The 15,902-nt window shown below is 39.9% G+C and carries 13 protein-coding genes, 1 pseudogene and 1 riboswitch; of the genes and pseudogenes, 8 read left to right on the forward strand and 6 right to left on the reverse strand.

Annotation, left to right across the window (positions count from 1 at the left end; all coding sequences use genetic code 11):
• Nucleotides 1-3 precede the first annotated feature (3 nt).
• The 5 genes and pseudogenes from leuD to BDD30_RS05985 all read left to right on the forward strand — a co-directional run.
• A complete protein-coding gene (gene leuD / locus BDD30_RS05965; protein WP_012777267.1) occupies nucleotides 4-606 on the forward strand; it encodes a 3-isopropylmalate dehydratase small subunit in 603 nt (200 codons plus the stop codon).
• 538 nt (nucleotides 607-1,144) lie between these two features.
• Nucleotides 1,145-2,806 (forward strand): HTH-type transcriptional regulator SgrR, encoded by a 1,662-nt coding sequence (sgrR, locus tag BDD30_RS05970; RefSeq protein ID WP_012777266.1) that lies wholly within the window; start codon nucleotides 1,145-1,147, stop codon nucleotides 2,804-2,806.
• A gap of 583 nt (nucleotides 2,807-3,389) precedes the next feature.
• Nucleotides 3,390-4,076 (forward strand): DNA mismatch repair endonuclease MutH, encoded by a 687-nt coding sequence (gene mutH / locus BDD30_RS05975; RefSeq protein WP_012777265.1) that lies wholly within the window; start codon nucleotides 3,390-3,392, stop codon nucleotides 4,074-4,076.
• A gap of 93 nt (nucleotides 4,077-4,169) precedes the next feature.
• Nucleotides 4,170-4,889: a TerC family protein gene (locus BDD30_RS05980; RefSeq protein ID WP_012777264.1), complete on the forward strand. Its 720-nt coding sequence runs from the start codon at nucleotides 4,170-4,172 to the stop codon at nucleotides 4,887-4,889.
• Nucleotides 4,890-5,041: 152 nt separating this feature from the next.
• Nucleotides 5,042-5,218: pseudogene (locus tag BDD30_RS05985) on the forward strand (PIN domain-containing protein); the annotation flags it as partial.
• Here the strand turns inward: BDD30_RS05985 and BDD30_RS24625 are convergent.
• From BDD30_RS24625 to speA, 3 genes are all read right to left on the reverse strand, one after another.
• Nucleotides 5,198-5,320: a hypothetical protein gene (locus BDD30_RS24625; protein ID WP_282958020.1), complete on the reverse strand. Its 123-nt coding sequence runs from the start codon at nucleotides 5,318-5,320 to the stop codon at nucleotides 5,198-5,200. The pseudogene BDD30_RS05985 and the gene BDD30_RS24625 sit on opposite strands and share 21 nt — an antisense overlap.
• A 175-nt stretch (nucleotides 5,321-5,495) precedes the next feature.
• The gene (speB, locus tag BDD30_RS05990; protein ID WP_012777262.1) at nucleotides 5,496-6,422 is read right to left on the reverse strand and encodes an agmatinase; all 927 of its coding nucleotides are present in this window, start codon (nucleotides 6,420-6,422) and stop codon (nucleotides 5,496-5,498) included.
• 171 nt (nucleotides 6,423-6,593) lie between these two features.
• The gene (speA, locus tag BDD30_RS05995; protein ID WP_012777261.1) at nucleotides 6,594-8,498 is read right to left on the reverse strand and encodes a biosynthetic arginine decarboxylase; all 1,905 of its coding nucleotides are present in this window, start codon (nucleotides 8,496-8,498) and stop codon (nucleotides 6,594-6,596) included.
• 630 nt (nucleotides 8,499-9,128) lie between these two features.
• Here speA and metK point away from each other — a divergent pair.
• Both metK and BDD30_RS06005 read left to right on the forward strand, forming a co-directional pair.
• A complete protein-coding gene (gene metK / locus BDD30_RS06000; RefSeq protein WP_012777260.1) occupies nucleotides 9,129-10,301 on the forward strand; it encodes a methionine adenosyltransferase in 1,173 nt (390 codons plus the stop codon).
• A gap of 154 nt (nucleotides 10,302-10,455) precedes the next feature.
• A complete protein-coding gene (locus tag BDD30_RS06005) occupies nucleotides 10,456-10,953 on the forward strand; it encodes a SprT family zinc-dependent metalloprotease (RefSeq protein ID WP_012777259.1) in 498 nt (165 codons plus the stop codon).
• 746 nt (nucleotides 10,954-11,699) lie between these two features.
• Here the strand turns inward: BDD30_RS06005 and BDD30_RS06010 are convergent.
• From BDD30_RS06010 to BDD30_RS06020, 3 genes are all read right to left on the reverse strand, one after another.
• Nucleotides 11,700-12,773, reverse strand: a complete 1,074-nt coding sequence (locus BDD30_RS06010) for a magnesium transporter (protein WP_012777258.1) — start codon at nucleotides 12,771-12,773, stop codon at nucleotides 11,700-11,702.
• 74 nt (nucleotides 12,774-12,847) lie between these two features.
• A riboswitch (M-box (ykoK) riboswitch) is annotated at nucleotides 12,848-13,019 on the reverse strand.
• Between the two features lie 154 nt (nucleotides 13,020-13,173).
• On the reverse strand, nucleotides 13,174-13,626 hold the full coding sequence (locus tag BDD30_RS06015) for a DUF6694 family lipoprotein (RefSeq protein WP_249039916.1): 453 nt from the start codon (nucleotides 13,624-13,626) through the stop codon (nucleotides 13,174-13,176).
• Between the two features lie 123 nt (nucleotides 13,627-13,749).
• A complete protein-coding gene (locus BDD30_RS06020; protein WP_387794909.1) occupies nucleotides 13,750-14,019 on the reverse strand; it encodes a 2Fe-2S iron-sulfur cluster-binding protein in 270 nt (89 codons plus the stop codon).
• Between the two features lie 563 nt (nucleotides 14,020-14,582).
• On the opposite strand from BDD30_RS06020, the gene BDD30_RS06025 reads away from it, so the two are divergent.
• Nucleotides 14,583-15,719: an ABC transporter substrate-binding protein gene (locus BDD30_RS06025; protein ID WP_012777255.1), complete on the forward strand. Its 1,137-nt coding sequence runs from the start codon at nucleotides 14,583-14,585 to the stop codon at nucleotides 15,717-15,719.
• Nucleotides 15,720-15,902: the final 183 nt, after the last annotated feature.

The raw sequence follows: 15,902 nt of genomic DNA on the forward strand, positions 1-15,902 counted from the left end.
ATTATGGAAAAGTTTATTCAACATACTGGCTTAGTAGCTCCTTTAGATGCAGCAAACGTTGATACCGATGCCATTATTCCCAAACAATTTTTGCAGAAAGTTACCCGTACCGGATTTGGTCAACATCTGTTTCATGACTGGCGTTTTCTTGATGATGCAGGGCAGAAACCGAATCCCGAGTTCGTATTAAATCAACCCTGTTATCAGGGTGCCAGTATCCTTCTGGCTCGTGAAAACTTTGGTTGCGGCTCCTCCCGTGAACACGCACCTTGGGCGTTGACGGATTATGGGTTTAAAGTTGTTATTGCCCCAAGCTTTGCAGATATTTTCTACGGTAACTCCTTCAACAACCAGTTGCTACCCGTGAAATTAGACGATAAAGATGTCGATGAACTATTTAAACTGGTTCAACAAAACAAAGTTTGTCGTTTTACTGTCGATTTAGAACAACAGAAAGTACATGCTGGTAATAAAAGTTATAACTTTGAAATCGACAGTTTCCGGCGTCACTGCATGATGAATGGCCTGGATAGCATCGGTCTAACATTACAACATCTAGATGACATAATAGCCTACGAGCAGGAACAACCCGCTTTCTTGCGTTAATCCTTTCTTTACTCACCTATTTATCCCGTAGTTTTTTACTACGGGATTTTTTTATCACCAGAGTAGAAAGCAAGAAGAATCCTGCCATACTCAATGCTGGTTACTATATATTTTTTCAGCAATTGAGAGCACTTTCACTGCCCAAAAAGTGCCTTAGAGTTAGCTTAAAACACGACAGAAATTGATACACAAAAATAACCACAACAGCCGATCAAAACTCAATCAACATCAGATTGCTACTCAAGGCTGAACTAATGCGCAAAAGAAAAGCAACACAGAATTAAATCTTGAAATTCCTCTCAATTTACTTCTACCTCACATTCCTTAACATAAATAACAGAATAACAACATACACAATGTACAATAAGAAAAAAAGCCAGTAAGCTTGCTTACTGGCTGGCAAATCACCATTACTCAAGAAAATTGGGGGAGAAGCCAGATATCGTTCTGGCCTATTGAGCTACTTTCAATACTGATAATTATCTGCTCAATATAAGGAAACAAAAATTGATCAATAATACTGCGGAGTTCCTCTTTTATGCCCAGCCCACGCTTACAACAACAATTCATCCGATTATGGCAACACCATCAAGGAAAAGAGGCTGAAACAACATTACAAGAACTGGCAAATGTACTGCATTGTTCAAAGCGTCATATCCGTTCATTGCTCAATAACATGCAGAAAGCAGGCTGGTTACAATGGCAAGCAGAATCCGGCCGAGGGAAACGTTCTCAACTGAATTTTTTGCGCGACGGGCTAGAACTCCAGCAGCAACGAGCGGAAGAATTACTTGAACAACAGAATATTGAGAAGCTTGTTCAACTTGTTGGTGATAAAGATGCCGTTCGTCAGATGGTATTATCCCAGATTGAACGCCGTTTCCGGCAAGGAAAAAACTTACTGCGGATACTCTATTACCGCCCTTTCCTTAACCTTCTACCTGGTTCACCTTTACGCCGTTCTGAAATTCATCTAGTCAGGCAGATATTTAATAGCCTGACCCGTATAAATGAGGAAAATGGGGAACCAGAAGCTGATTTAGCTCATCATTGGCAACAGCTATCTCCAAATCATTGGCGCTTTTATCTGCGACCAGCCATCCATTTTCACCATGGAAGAGCATTACAGATGGCAGATGTTATTACTTCGATTCAAAGGTTATGTAACCTGCCTCTTTTTTCTCACATTGAAAAAGTCACAACACCGACACCACATGTAATTGATATTTTTCTTTCAGAACCCGACCACTGGCTCCCTTTATTAATTGGCAGTCCACATGCCATGATTTTGCCGCAAGAATGGCATCAACTACCGAATTTTGCTCGTATGCCAGTAGGAACTGGCCCTTATCAGGTAGTCAAAAATAGCTCTCAGAAACTGCAAATCCGTGCCTTTGATAATTACTTTGGCTTTCGGGCGCTGATTGATGAGGTCAATATATGGGTTCTGCCAGAATTAGCGGAAAAACTGGTCTGTACAACTCTGCACTTAGAAAGTGACAGTACCGGTAATAATTCATTAGACAGCAGGATGGAAGAAGGCTGCTATTTCCTACTGCATGATCACCGTTCTGCTAAATGTAACAGGGAAGATGTTCGCCAGTGGCTATGCAGCTTATTAACACCAATAAACCTGTTAGCTCATTGTGACCCCTTTTACCAACGACACTGGTCACCTGCATATGGCCTATTACTGCGTTGGCATCACAGTAAGCTGATAGTGGAGCTGAATAAACCAGAAGATATTACCCATCTGACCGTCACTCTTTATCATCAACACCACGAATACCATACAATCAGTCAAATCCTTCAAACCATACTGACAAAATACGGCGTCGAACTGAAAATCAACATCGTGGATTATGACACATGGTTCAATGGCAACGCCGAAAGTGACCTCTGGCTTGCTACCGCAAATTTTTATAATCCACTGGAATTTTCATTGTTCGCCACACTGTATGAGATGCCATTATTGAAAAAATGTCTTGGTGATAACTTAGATAAAGAAGTGTCACTATGGCGACGACAAGAATTATCACTTGAAGAATGGTGCGAAAAAATTGTCGGTAAACATTGGCTTTATCCTCTGTTCCACCACTGGCTTGAACTCCAAGGACAGAGAAGCATGCGGGGCGTTAAAATGAACACCTTTGGCTGGTTTGATTTCAAATCTGCCTGGTTTACCCCATATGAAGGGTAATTCACAGAAAATGCCACAGTTATGAACATACACAGGTATACAAATCTGCTTTTATTCACTTTTTCTGTGGATATCTATGTGAAAAAGGCAGGGGTAATTCAGGTATAGCTTTATATTATGAATTATCAATCTATAAACAAAGAATGAAATTGTATTTACTTTTCATTGAAATAGCAGTTATTTACCCCGTTATTTCTGGCGTCAATCACTGCTATAGCGGATAACGTTAGTCAACAAGAACAAAAAACAACCAATAATGACATTATCCACAGGTTATGCTTTTTAGTTAAACAAAAAATAGGTTTTTTTGTAGAAAAATACGTTAGTCAAGGCTGTAAATCAAACCAGTGATCTCATTTTTGTCTACTTATCCCATAAAACTGTGGATAACATGGTGTAAAATCCTGTTCATTATTACCGGCAATCGGTGAACAATAATGGCGTTCAATCTTACAATAATTAAAACAGCAATAAAAAATGTTTATATATCATGCTATTATCACTCTGTTAGCTGCTGTGTAAGATCCAGATTTGTTATTCACAAAGATAAGGCTGTTTTTTGACCTAAAAACGGATATACAAAATGAACACACGTTTTTCCTCTCCTCTCCCACCCGATAATGAACAACAGTTATTTGAATGTGCCCAACTTTTGGCTGGCTTATCCATGGGAGAACTGGCAACAAAAGCAAATTTACCTATCCCACCTAATCTGAAACGAGATAAAGGCTGGGTAGGAATGCTACTGGAATACTATCTTGGTGCCAGTGCCGGCAGTAAACCAGAACGAGACTTTGAACATATTGGTGTTGAACTTAAAACCATCCCTGTAGACGGAAAAGGCTATCCTTTGGAAACAACGTTTGTTTGCATAGCACCATTAACCGGGAACAGCGGCATTACCTGGCAAAGCTGTCATGTCAGACGCAAATTATCACGTGTGCTGTGGATACCCGTTGAAGGTGAAAGAGAGATTCCTTTAGCTAAACGCCGGGTCGGTTCCCCTTTGTTATGGAGTCCCAATCAAGAAGAAGAAGAATTACTACGTCGTGACTGGGAGGAATTGATGGATTTTATCGTACTTGGCAAGGTAGAAAGTGTTACAGCCCGTCATGGTGAGGTATTGCAGTTACGTCCTAAAGCCGCCAACAGCAAAGCATTAACCGAAGCAATCGGAATACACGGGCAACCCATTATGACTCTGCCTCGAGGATTTTATCTAAGGAAAAACTTTACGGCACCTCTACTGGCCCGTCATTTCTTAGTTTAACATCAATATTCGATCTGTTTTTTCATTGGCATACTTACCTTGCATTCAATCACGCGTATAATTGAATTTTTAACCTTAAGGTTTTAATAAACAATGTTAGAATGGATCGCTGATCCCCATGCTTGGATGGCACTTGCCACCCTGACAATTCTGGAAATCGTTTTAGGAATTGATAACATCATCTTTTTGTCACTTGTTGTCGCAAAACTTCCTATTCATCAACAAAATAAAGCACGCAAAATCGGACTGATGGGCGCAATGTTAATGCGCCTGGCACTATTGGCATCTATTGCCTGGATTATCCGGCTGACCTACCCGATATTAACCATTTTTGAACATGATGTTTCCGCCCGTGATCTAATTCTGTTCTTGGGTGGCCTATTCCTAATATGGAAATCCAGTCAAGAAATCCATGAAGCCATTGAAGGCGGCGATGAAGGAGATTTAAAACGCCCGGTTCACTCTTTCTTTGGTGCAATCATCCAGATTATGCTGTTGGATATTATTTTCAGCCTGGATTCTGTCATCACTGCCGTTGGTCTATCTGATCATCTGTTTATTATGATGGCAGCCGTGGTAATTGCTGTCGGTGTTATGATGCTTGCCGCTCGCCCTATCGGAGAGTTTGTTGACCGCCACCCTTCAGTAAAAATGCTGGCGTTGTCATTTCTGATACTTGTGGGCTTTACCCTTATTCTGGAAAGCGTACAAGTACACATACCTAAAGGTTATATCTATTTTGCGATGTTCTTCTCAATGACAGTGGAAGCACTGAACCTGATGCGTGGAAAAAAGAAAAGAAACGAGAAGTAGCGTTACAAATATCATTCTCTAATATAAAAAGTATTTTACCAAAGCCCAGTTCAGTATCACGGCATCTAAATTTCACATAACAAGAAATTGCCGGTTATTCCGGCATTTTTTGTTATATTTAGCTAACATTACTATGGAAAAAGAATAACTTCCTCCCACTATCTATATCACATGCCCATGCGGAACATGCCGGTGATTTATCACGCGATCATAGTGATCCTTTTGACAGGATGCTAATTGTTCAATCTCAGATGGAAGGACTGACACTGATTTCAGCTGATAGCATTTTCTCTCAATATGGCATTCAGTTAATCAATGCTCATATGTGAGAAATAATGGAGAGTATCTAGGAAAGCGTATAAGCACATGCATATATACCTGTTATCTTTCAAGTTGCCTCTTTGTTGGCTGCACTCACTCACCCCAGTCACATAGTTATCTATGCTCCCGGGGATTCGCTCCCTGGCCGTCGCGATGCATCTTGAAATCTATTGGGTATATATGAAGGTTATATCAATTCAAATAATACTAAGCCAGGGGATAGATTCACAACTCGTTACGAGCTTATCGACTATCCCCTGATGCTATGTATTAGCGCATAAGAATTCAGATTATTTTCTTAGCAGCCTGTAAGTAAAGCATCTCCAGTGCAACGGTCGCACCTGCCAAAGCAGTAATCTCAGACTGATCATAAGCTGGAGCCACTTCTACCACATCCATACCGACAATATTCAGTGGTTGCAAACCACGCAGTAACTTCAGTGTCCGATCTGTTGTCAGTCCACCAATAACAGGCGTACCCGTACCTGGTGCAAAAGCAGGATCAAGACAATCGATATCGAAAGTTAGATAAACCGGCATGTCGCCAGCCGTCTCTTTTATCTGAGCGATCAAATCCTCCACACTGCGGTCATTAACCTGAGCAGCATCCAACACGGTGAAACCATCGTCCTGACCATGTTCAGTACGGATACCAATCTGTACTGAATGATGTGGGTCGATCAATCCTTCGTTTGGAGCATGGTAAAACATAGTACCATGGTCAAATTTACTGCCGTTTGGATAGGTATCAGCATGAGCATCAAAATGGACCAGAGCCATTTTGCCAAAATATTTAGCATGAGCGCGTAAAAGAGGCAAAGTAATGAAATGATCACCCCCAAAAGAAAGCATGCGCTTACCGGAAGACAACAATCTTTCCGCATGGTCCTGTAATTTATCGCTCATATCCTGAGCATCACCAAAATCGAAGACTAAATCACCACAATCCACCACATTGAGGTAATTGCGTAATTTAAAATCCCACGGCCAGCGGCGGCTTTCCCAAGCCAGGTTAGTGGAAACCTGACGGATAGCTGCCGGCCCATGGCGACTGCCTGAACGACCTGATGTTGCCATATCAAATGGCACTCCGGTAATTACCCACTCTGCATCGCTAGAATACGGCTGGAAGTTCAGCGGAAAGCGCAGGAAACCGAAGGCATTCGAAACCAGGGAGTTATCTTGTTGGTTGCCCAAGGTACTTATTGTCATGATATATCCTCAAAAGTCTCCTGAAAGAAAAATGCTATTTAATTCCAGAATATTCAGAGCTATTACGAGATAGGGAATCTCTGAGAGAATCCTATCTCCATATATCCTAAATATCTGGCTTATATAAATAACGTTATTCCATGTATAGGAGGCTTAATTAACGCCAGAAGATTATTCATCTTCCAGATATGTGTAGCCATAAAGGCCACTTTCAAATTCCAGTAAAAATTGCTCTTGCAAACCGGTATCCAAATCCGTGCCTTTTACTTGATCACGGAACCGAGCCATCAGCACATTAGGGTCCAATTTCACATATTGCAGCATATCTGCGACTGAATCCCCTTCTTCACTCTGGTTGTAGGTCACTTCACCATTATCAAATACATAAACATCAATAGCCGCCGTATCACCAAACAGGTTATGCATATTGCCAAGAATTTCCTGATATGCCCCCACCATAAAGAAACCAATCATTGGCGGGTAATCAGGATCATAAGCCGGCATTGGCATTGTCGTTGCTACACCATCACCATCCACATAGTGATCAATGATACCATCGGAGTCACAGGTGATATCTAACAAGACAGCGCGACGATCCAACGGCTTATCCAGCCCCTCAATCGGCAAAACAGGAAACAACTGATCAATTCCCCATGCATCAGGCATAGACTGAAACAGAGAGAAATTCACATAGAATTTGTCTGCCATGCGTTCTTGCAATTCATCAATAATTGGCCGGTGAGCACGGTTGCTTGGATCAAGATCCTGCTGAATACGACGACAAATATTCAGATATAATTCTTCTGCCCATGCCCGTTCAGTCAGATCCAACATGCCATGAGCATATTGTGTATGAACATCATGCAGATCGAGCTGGCTGTCATGCAGCCATTCACGCAAAGAGCGCCTATTCCCTTCAGAATGCATCTCCTGCCATGTTTCCCACAGGCTGGCAAGCGGGCGGGAAGCATCTTCTACCGGTGGCGTTGTCTGCGTAAATTCATTACGTTCAACACCAATAACATTGGATACCAACACAGTATGATGAGCTGTCAGAGCACGGCCAGATTCGGTGATAACAGTCGGATGTGGTAAACCATGTTCATCACAGGCATCACCAATGCCCCAAATCACATTGTTAGCATATTCATTCAGCCCGTAGTTTACAGAACAGTCAGATTGAGAACGGGTTCCTTCATAATCAACACCCAGTCCTCCGCCAACGTCAAAACACTGAATATTGACACCAAGTTTATGCAATTCGACATAAAAACGGGCTGATTCACGGACACCCGTTGCAATATCACGAATATTCGCCAACTGTGATCCAAGGTGAAAATGCAGTAATTGCAGGCTATCAAGCCGCCCTACTTCACGCAGGGTCTCAACCAATTGCAGTACCTGAGTCGCAGCCAGCCCAAACTTCGATTTTTCACCGCCACTGGCTTGCCATTTACCCGAACCTTGAGATGCCAAACGGGCACGGACTCCCAGACGCGGTATTACATTGAGCCGTTCGGCCTCTTCCAGCACCTGAGCAATTTCAGACATTTTTTCGATCACCAGATAAACCTTGTGACCTAGTTTTTCACCTATCAGTGCCAGACGAATATATTCACGATCTTTATATCCATTACATACGATTACAGTACGAGTCATCCCCGCATGCGCTAGCACTGCCATTAGCTCGGCTTTAGAGCCAGCTTCAAGCCCTAAAGGTTCCCCAGAACTTGCCAACGATTCAATAACCCGACGTTGTTGGTTGACCTTGATGGGATAAACTAAAAAGTAATCACCTTTATAGCCATAGGACTCTCTGGCTCGCCTGAATGCAGCGTTGATTGAACGCAAACGATGTTGCAGGATTTGAGGAAAACAAAATAACGCCGGCAAGCGTAGATGTTTCTGCTCTTCCTGAACTCTCTTCACTAATCCCGCAAGATCAATTCTTGCCCCTGGCAAATCAGGGTTTGGACAAACACTGACATTGCCTAAATCATTGACGTAGTAGTAACTTCCTCCCCAATATGCAATATTGTAAGTCTGTTGCATTTTACGAGCGATATTATCATTCATGGCAGTCTCCTTAATGGAGTTAGAGTTTCGCCTTCGCCTGTAATTAATAAATAACTCAAGACACCATATCTTGCGTGTTAAGAAATATCAGGGAACAGCATGCTCTCAGGTTAAAAAAGCGTTTAGTTACTACTAAACAATGACAAAATTACCGAGCGACAATACATCTGTTCGACATATCCGGCCTATTTATTGACAACGGATAACATCGCATTAAAGACATATTGAAAAGAAAGGAAAAAGACGCGGACAAATCCGACAAGTGTGGCTGTTGGCCATTAGCAATCAGCAGATAATGGATCATTACCCCATTCACCCCCACACATGACTCATATTTAAAGAGCCATTTTCTCGATTGAGAAAACAGAAGCTATTTAGCTTTCTGCGAATCTGTAGCACAAAATAATTTAACTACGGCCGCTGTTTATACTCGCAATTACACAAAATTGCAAAATGAAATTGAACAAAACTGACATATAAGCAAAGAAATTATTTGTCACCAGATGAAAATTACCACCTACAACTAAAAAAATCTGGAACACGGATAGTAATTACCCTAGAATAGCCATCTAGATGTTAATCCATCCATCACTCCCAAACTGAAATTATATTTTAAGGTAACATAATATAATGACCACATACCTGTTCACTTCTGAATCTGTTTCTGAAGGGCATCCTGATAAAATCGCAGACCAAATTTCTGATGCTGTTCTCGATGCTATTCTGGAACAAGATCCAAAAGCTCGTGTCGCATGCGAAACCTATGTTAAAACCGGCATGGTTATGGTTGGCGGTGAAATCACTACCAGCGCTTGGGTTGATATTGAAGAAATTACGCGACAAACAGTTCGAGAAATTGGTTATGTTAATTCTGAAATGGGTTTTGATGCAAACTCATGTGCAGTATTAAGTGCTATTGGCAAGCAATCACCAGATATTAATCAAGGCGTTGACCGCGAAGATCCTCTACAACAAGGCGCTGGCGACCAAGGGCTAATGTTTGGTTATGCAACTAATGAAACTGACGTACTGATGCCTGCACCTATCACCTATGCACACCGTCTGGTGCAACGTCAGGCAGAAGTCCGAAAAAATGGTGTACTTTCGTGGTTACGCCCTGATGCTAAAAGCCAAGTAACATTCCAGTACAATAACGGCAAAATTGTCGGCGTTGACGCAGTTGTACTTTCAACACAGCATGCTGAAGATATTAACCAAAAAGATTTACAAGAAGCGGTAATGGAAGAGATCATCAAGCCGGTTCTACCTTCTGAATGGTTAAATGCAACAACCAAATACTTCATCAACCCAACTGGCCGTTTTGTGATCGGTGGCCCAATGGGTGACTGTGGTCTAACGGGTCGTAAAATCATTGTAGATACTTACGGTGGTATGGCTCGTCACGGGGGTGGAGCATTCTCTGGTAAAGATCCATCAAAAGTTGACCGTTCAGCAGCCTATGCTGCGCGTTATGTAGCAAAGAATATTGTGGCCGCTGGCTTAGCTGATCGTTGTGAAATTCAAGTTTCCTACGCTATCGGCGTTGCTGAGCCAACTTCCATTATGGTAGAAACATTTGGTACTGAAAAAGTTCCGACAGCGACTTTGACTCTGCTGGTACGTGAATTCTTCGATCTACGTCCTCATGGCTTAATTCAAATGCTGGATCTGTTACACCCAATCTATCGTGATACTGCTGCCTACGGCCATTTTGGTCGTCCACAGTTCCCATGGGAAGCCACTGACAAAGTAGAAGTTCTGCGTGAAGCGGCCGGCCTTAAATTGCCAGTTATCAATATGTGAAAGTAAAAAAACCTAGTTTGGATAAACTGAACTGGGTTTTCTTAATATTAGCTGACGATTGAAAAAACCATGAAATTATTATTATCGTTAGCTAATATTTAAGAATTTCTAACAAATATTCACCTATTATCCTCACCAACTCCATTTTCAACATATGAAATCAATTAGAGTGCCAATCACTTTACAACAAGCTGTTATGCAGACCTTACGGCAAAAACTGCAACAGGCACATTTGCATCTTAATCGTGATTTTCCTGAACCTACAATAAATTATCGCCAACGAGGAACCTCTGCCGGTAGTGCTTACATACAAAGTTGGGAAATCCGCCTTAATCCAGTGCTATTAATTGAAAACCAACAAACTTTTATTGATGAAGTTGTTCCTCACGAACTGGCACACCTACTGGTTTATCACTACTTTGGGAAAGTGCCTCCACATGGGAAACAGTGGCGTTGGATGATGGAAGAAGTTCTGAACGTTCCTGCCAACCGTACACACAAATTTGAAATTAATTCAGTGCGCAGTAAAACTTTTACTTATTACTGTAGCTGCCAGCAACACACGCTAACCCTACGTCGCCATAATAAAATCTTACGGGGGGAAAGCCATTATATCTGCCAAAAATGTGGCGATAGACTTATTTTTAAATAATAAAACCAATTGAAAATAAAGAAGAATCGGAAAATGTTTACATGAAGAAGTAATTACCTATATTACTAAATTTTCATAAATAACTTTAAAGAAATATTTAAACCACACAATAATCAAATATATAATCCAATGATAATATTAACATATTCTAAATTTATTAAATTCACCATGAATGAATCAAAAAAATTAAAAAATCAGATAGCAAGAATAAATAACTTATTTATTCTAAAATGATGTATTAAAGCCTAATTAGATTATATACCCAATAAATTTCGAGTTGCAGCGCGGCGGCAAGTGAACGAATCCCCAGGAGCATAGATAACTATGTGACTGGGGTGAGTGAAAGCAGCCAACAAAGCAGCAACTTGAAGGATGAAGGGTATACATAATAAAACCATCGTAAACAGAAATAACTGATAATATGGCTAATATAATAAACAGTCATACATCCATTCATTAAATTAATACCTGTAAATAAGTTTAACCAGAAGTAATAAAATATCACTTCACTATTTATTTTATTTTGATTAACAAATAAAGCCCCTATTTTTTAAATTTATGCTATTAATTGCACATAATGATAAATTAAAAACAACAAAAATAAACTCATTTCATTAAAAAAATGACGAATAAATTTCCCCAATATTATCTCCAGATAACAATAAAACCACAATAAGACATTATGGATAAAAAATATCGTTAAATCAATAAGATACCCAATTGCTATGGGTATCTTATTGATAGATTTAAGCCAGTTCTGTTATTACCAACTTAGCTATCTCAAAATAGATAATCAAACCAGTACCATCAATAAACGTAGCAATAAAAGGCGCTGATACAACAGCTGGATCAATAGAAAGCCTTTTCAGTACCATTGGAATAATGGAAGAAACAATGGCACTCCAGACCGTAATTGCAATTATGGTCAAACTAACAACAATCGTCACCTCAATTCCTACACCTAATATCCAAGCGCGGATAAGCGCGGCAAAACCAATCGTTATCGCAACTAAAAATGAAGTGGAAATCTCTTTACGTAACACAGCCCACAGATTACGCAAACTCACTTCCCCCAAAGCCATTGCTCTGACCAACATTGAAGTGATCTGTGTACCGCAGTTGCCTCCCGTACCTATCAATAACGGGATGAAAAATGCCAAAGAAATTACAGCTTCTAGTTGATCTTCAAAAGATTTAAGCACAGCCCCAGTATAGGCTTCTGCGACAAACAGCAGCAATAACCAACCAGCACGCTTACGCCATAATGTTATCGGGCTGGTACTGAGATAAGGTTCATTCAGAGGCAAAGTCGCCCCTTGTAAATGAGCATCTAAGGTATTTTCATCTTCAATCAGTTCAGCAATATCCTGTGGCCGTAAAACCCCCACTAATTTGCCAAAATGAATAACGGGTACACTATCCATACCACTGTGATTCATCAGACTATAAACATCATGACGCGGCTGCTCTGGTGATACAGAAAAGTAGTTTTGCCTCATAATATCTGACACAAATAAATCATCGGCTGCGGTTAATAACACCTTCACCGGCAATATGCCATTCAGATAGCCTTCAGCATCAATGACATATAAATACGTCGGAATTTGCTCTCCTTCAAGTTGATTAATCAGATTACCTTTCACCGATAAAACAGAATCAGCAACGGACACAGAAATAAAACATTGACTCATATATGCGCTAACAGTTGCATCTTCATTTTTTAATTGATGTTTCTGTTGCTGATCAGTATTTTTTTCATTGATAGAGTGGTTATTAGCAATAGCTAATAAATCCATTTTTTCATGGGATGTAACTTTCATGATATTAGTCCCTATTACTGTTGTGAACTTCAAACAGCACTCACATAGGGGCGAAACCAGATGAGAGAATGCAACAGCTATCTCCACGTCTCAGTTTTAGCACTATACAACGTATCCTGATTTATCAGGAAGTTACATGGGGATATACCTTGGTTCGATATATCCTGTCCTAATCTTGGGCGTCTCTCGACGTCGTCAGATCAGCAACCTGTGTTTGTATAGGAGCCTCGCCTAACGAGATACTGCACTTAGAATGCGGGTCGCATTATAAACAAAACTTATAATAATTCAAAATTAGAAGTTGGCTTGTTTAATTTTCATTTAAGTTACTAACAACGATAAAAAAACGGCATAGACTTTTTATCTCGTGCCGTTTAATGCAAATAATCCTATGAAGATGTTATTCATTTTCTGATTTCTTAGCTTCAATTATTTCAGCTTCAGCAATCAGTTGGTCAGCAGTTTTACCATCCAGTGACTTATAAAACTTTTGTTTCAATTCTTTTATATCACCATTAACACCTGATTTAACCAGCTCATTGAAATCGATGCTATTAAACATAGCTACCCGAATTGATTCATCAAACTTAGCTCTTTTATCATCTGGTAGCACATCTCTTATCTTATCAATGGATGTTTTCAAAGCAATTTCATTAGAAGCATCAATTTTAGGTTGGCTATCACACCCCACTAGTACAAATCCTAATAAACAAATTACTAACAATTTTTTCATACTCGCCCCCCGAAAAATATTAAACAAGGGAATAATAACAGAAGCAAAAACAATAAACCGTTTATACCCGTTATCTTTCAAGTTGCCTCTTTGTTGGCTGCACTCACTCACCCCGGTCACATAGTCATCTATGCTCCCGAGGATTCGCTCCCTTGCCGTCGCGAAGCATCTTGAAATCCATAGGGTATATACCCGTTATCTTTCAAGTTGGCAAAGAATAGGAACAAAATTAAACTTTTTATTCTATTCCCGAACAACATTTCCCCGTAATTGGCAACTGCATGCCAGAAAATAACCATTTGCTATTTCATTAGCAGTTAATGCCATGATACTACTAGTGGTATATTTATCATGAATAATCCGAGTCTTACAACTGCCACAAACACCTGCCCGGAATGCCGCCATCACCGGAATATGATCATTTGCCATTGCGGCTAACAAAGTCATTCCTACCGGTACTTTAACCGGGAAAATGACCAGTTCAAAGTCATAGTTAAAGACTTTTATCTTCAACTTGTTCTGGTTCTGTTGAAAACCACTTTATAAAAAAGCAATTTTCTACCACACCAAGACCATAGCAAAATTCACGGGCATTTTTCATATAAGACTCAAGTCAGTACCCAACGGCACATAAACATAACCAGCGTCACAACACATCCCTCAGCAACCCAGCCATCTATTATGCATTCTATTATTAGAAGTAATGCATTTTAAACAAATCTTACAACGAAGAATTTATTCAGGGAAAAAAGCCCTTTCGAACAAAGACATCAGGTGTTCAGATAACAACCACAACTTAACTCATTGTTATCATTTAAGAATAGTGAAAAATTAAAATATTATTTACTAAAACCACTAAAACTGTTTGATTAGTATAAATCGTTATCATTATCATTTTAAGCTTATCGTAAACAGATGTTGACCCTATCGGATGAGATCACATCGACACTTACCGACTCGCTTAATTATTCTAATGGATCAACCAAGAACACTCTATATTTCTGCACTCATGAATTTCTGATACAGAATATTACTTTGCAACCCTGCATATAAAACTTAAAAACAAAGGAGAAATAATGTCAGTCATCCACCGCATTGCAAAATATTTTCTGACTACGATGTTAATATTATTGCCTATCCTTACTCAGGCAAAAGAAATTATGGTCAGGGATGTTGCTGGCCGGAAAGTTAAAGTTGATGCCCCAACCAGTCGGGTCATGCTGGCTGACAGCCGGGTATTAATCGCACTAAATATTCTTCATCCTGATAATCCTCTTAAAGGCATTGTCGCCTGGGATAATGCATTAGAAATAAAATCCCCAGATCTGGCAGCTGTTTATGAGCAACACTTCCCACAGCTACGAAATATTCCTGTATTTCCTAATCCTTATCAAAGTGATTTCAGTGTTGAAAAAGCGCTAATTCATAAACCCGATTTAGTTATTTTTGATATTGGCCTTCAGACCAAACTCAATGATAACGGAACTATGACTCTACTAGAGAAAGCCAGTATCCCAGTTATTTTTATCGATTTCCGTCAATATCCGCTGACAAATACTGTTCCGAGTATGATTTTGCTTGGGAAAGTATTTGACGAAGAAGAAAATGCACAGAAATTCATTAAGTTTTATCAAGACAGGATGCAAACCATTAATAAACGAATCGGTACACTGGGCAAAGAACAGCGCCCGCCGGTATTTATTGAACGCCATGCAGGAATGTTTGGCGCAGAACAATGCTGTAAAACTTTCGGGAGTGGAAATTTTGGTGAATTTGTTACTGCTGCTGGAGGTGATAATCTGGGGGCTCGCTGGTTCTCAGGTATGGAAGGTGAAGTAAATGAAGAACAATTAATTGTCAGTAATCCTGAATTTTATCTGATGACCGCTGCTGATTGGGATAAAGTTCGATCTGAAAGTTTTTCTGTTCCATTGGGTTATGCCAGCAATCTGAAACAGTCACAAAAACGACTGGAAAAACTGCTAACACGACCAAAGTTGAACATATTAAGAGCATTCCGTGAAAAACGGGTAATAGCACTGTATCACCAATATTACGATACACCATTTAACATCATTGCCGTTGAAGTTATCGCAAAATTCCTACATCCAGAGCTGTTCGAAGATATCGATCCACAGGCCGACAACATATATCTGCATAAAACTTTTACTGCCCTTGATGGTAGCGGGGTATTCTGGGTCACAGCAAAATAATATTTCCTTTCAGTCCGTTGGAATATTCCAGCGGATATTTATTCCACATTTATTCATAATTTACATTCGTTAATATACGTAATATTTTATATAACACGCTAATAGACATCTATTATTTTGTACTCTACTATGTTGGTACTAAAAAATAACAAAACATGACAAGAAACATTTGACCAGGTAATA

It is taken from the genome of Photorhabdus asymbiotica, assembly GCF_003634575.1.
Lineage (GTDB): Bacteria > Pseudomonadota > Gammaproteobacteria > Enterobacterales > Enterobacteriaceae > Photorhabdus > Photorhabdus asymbiotica.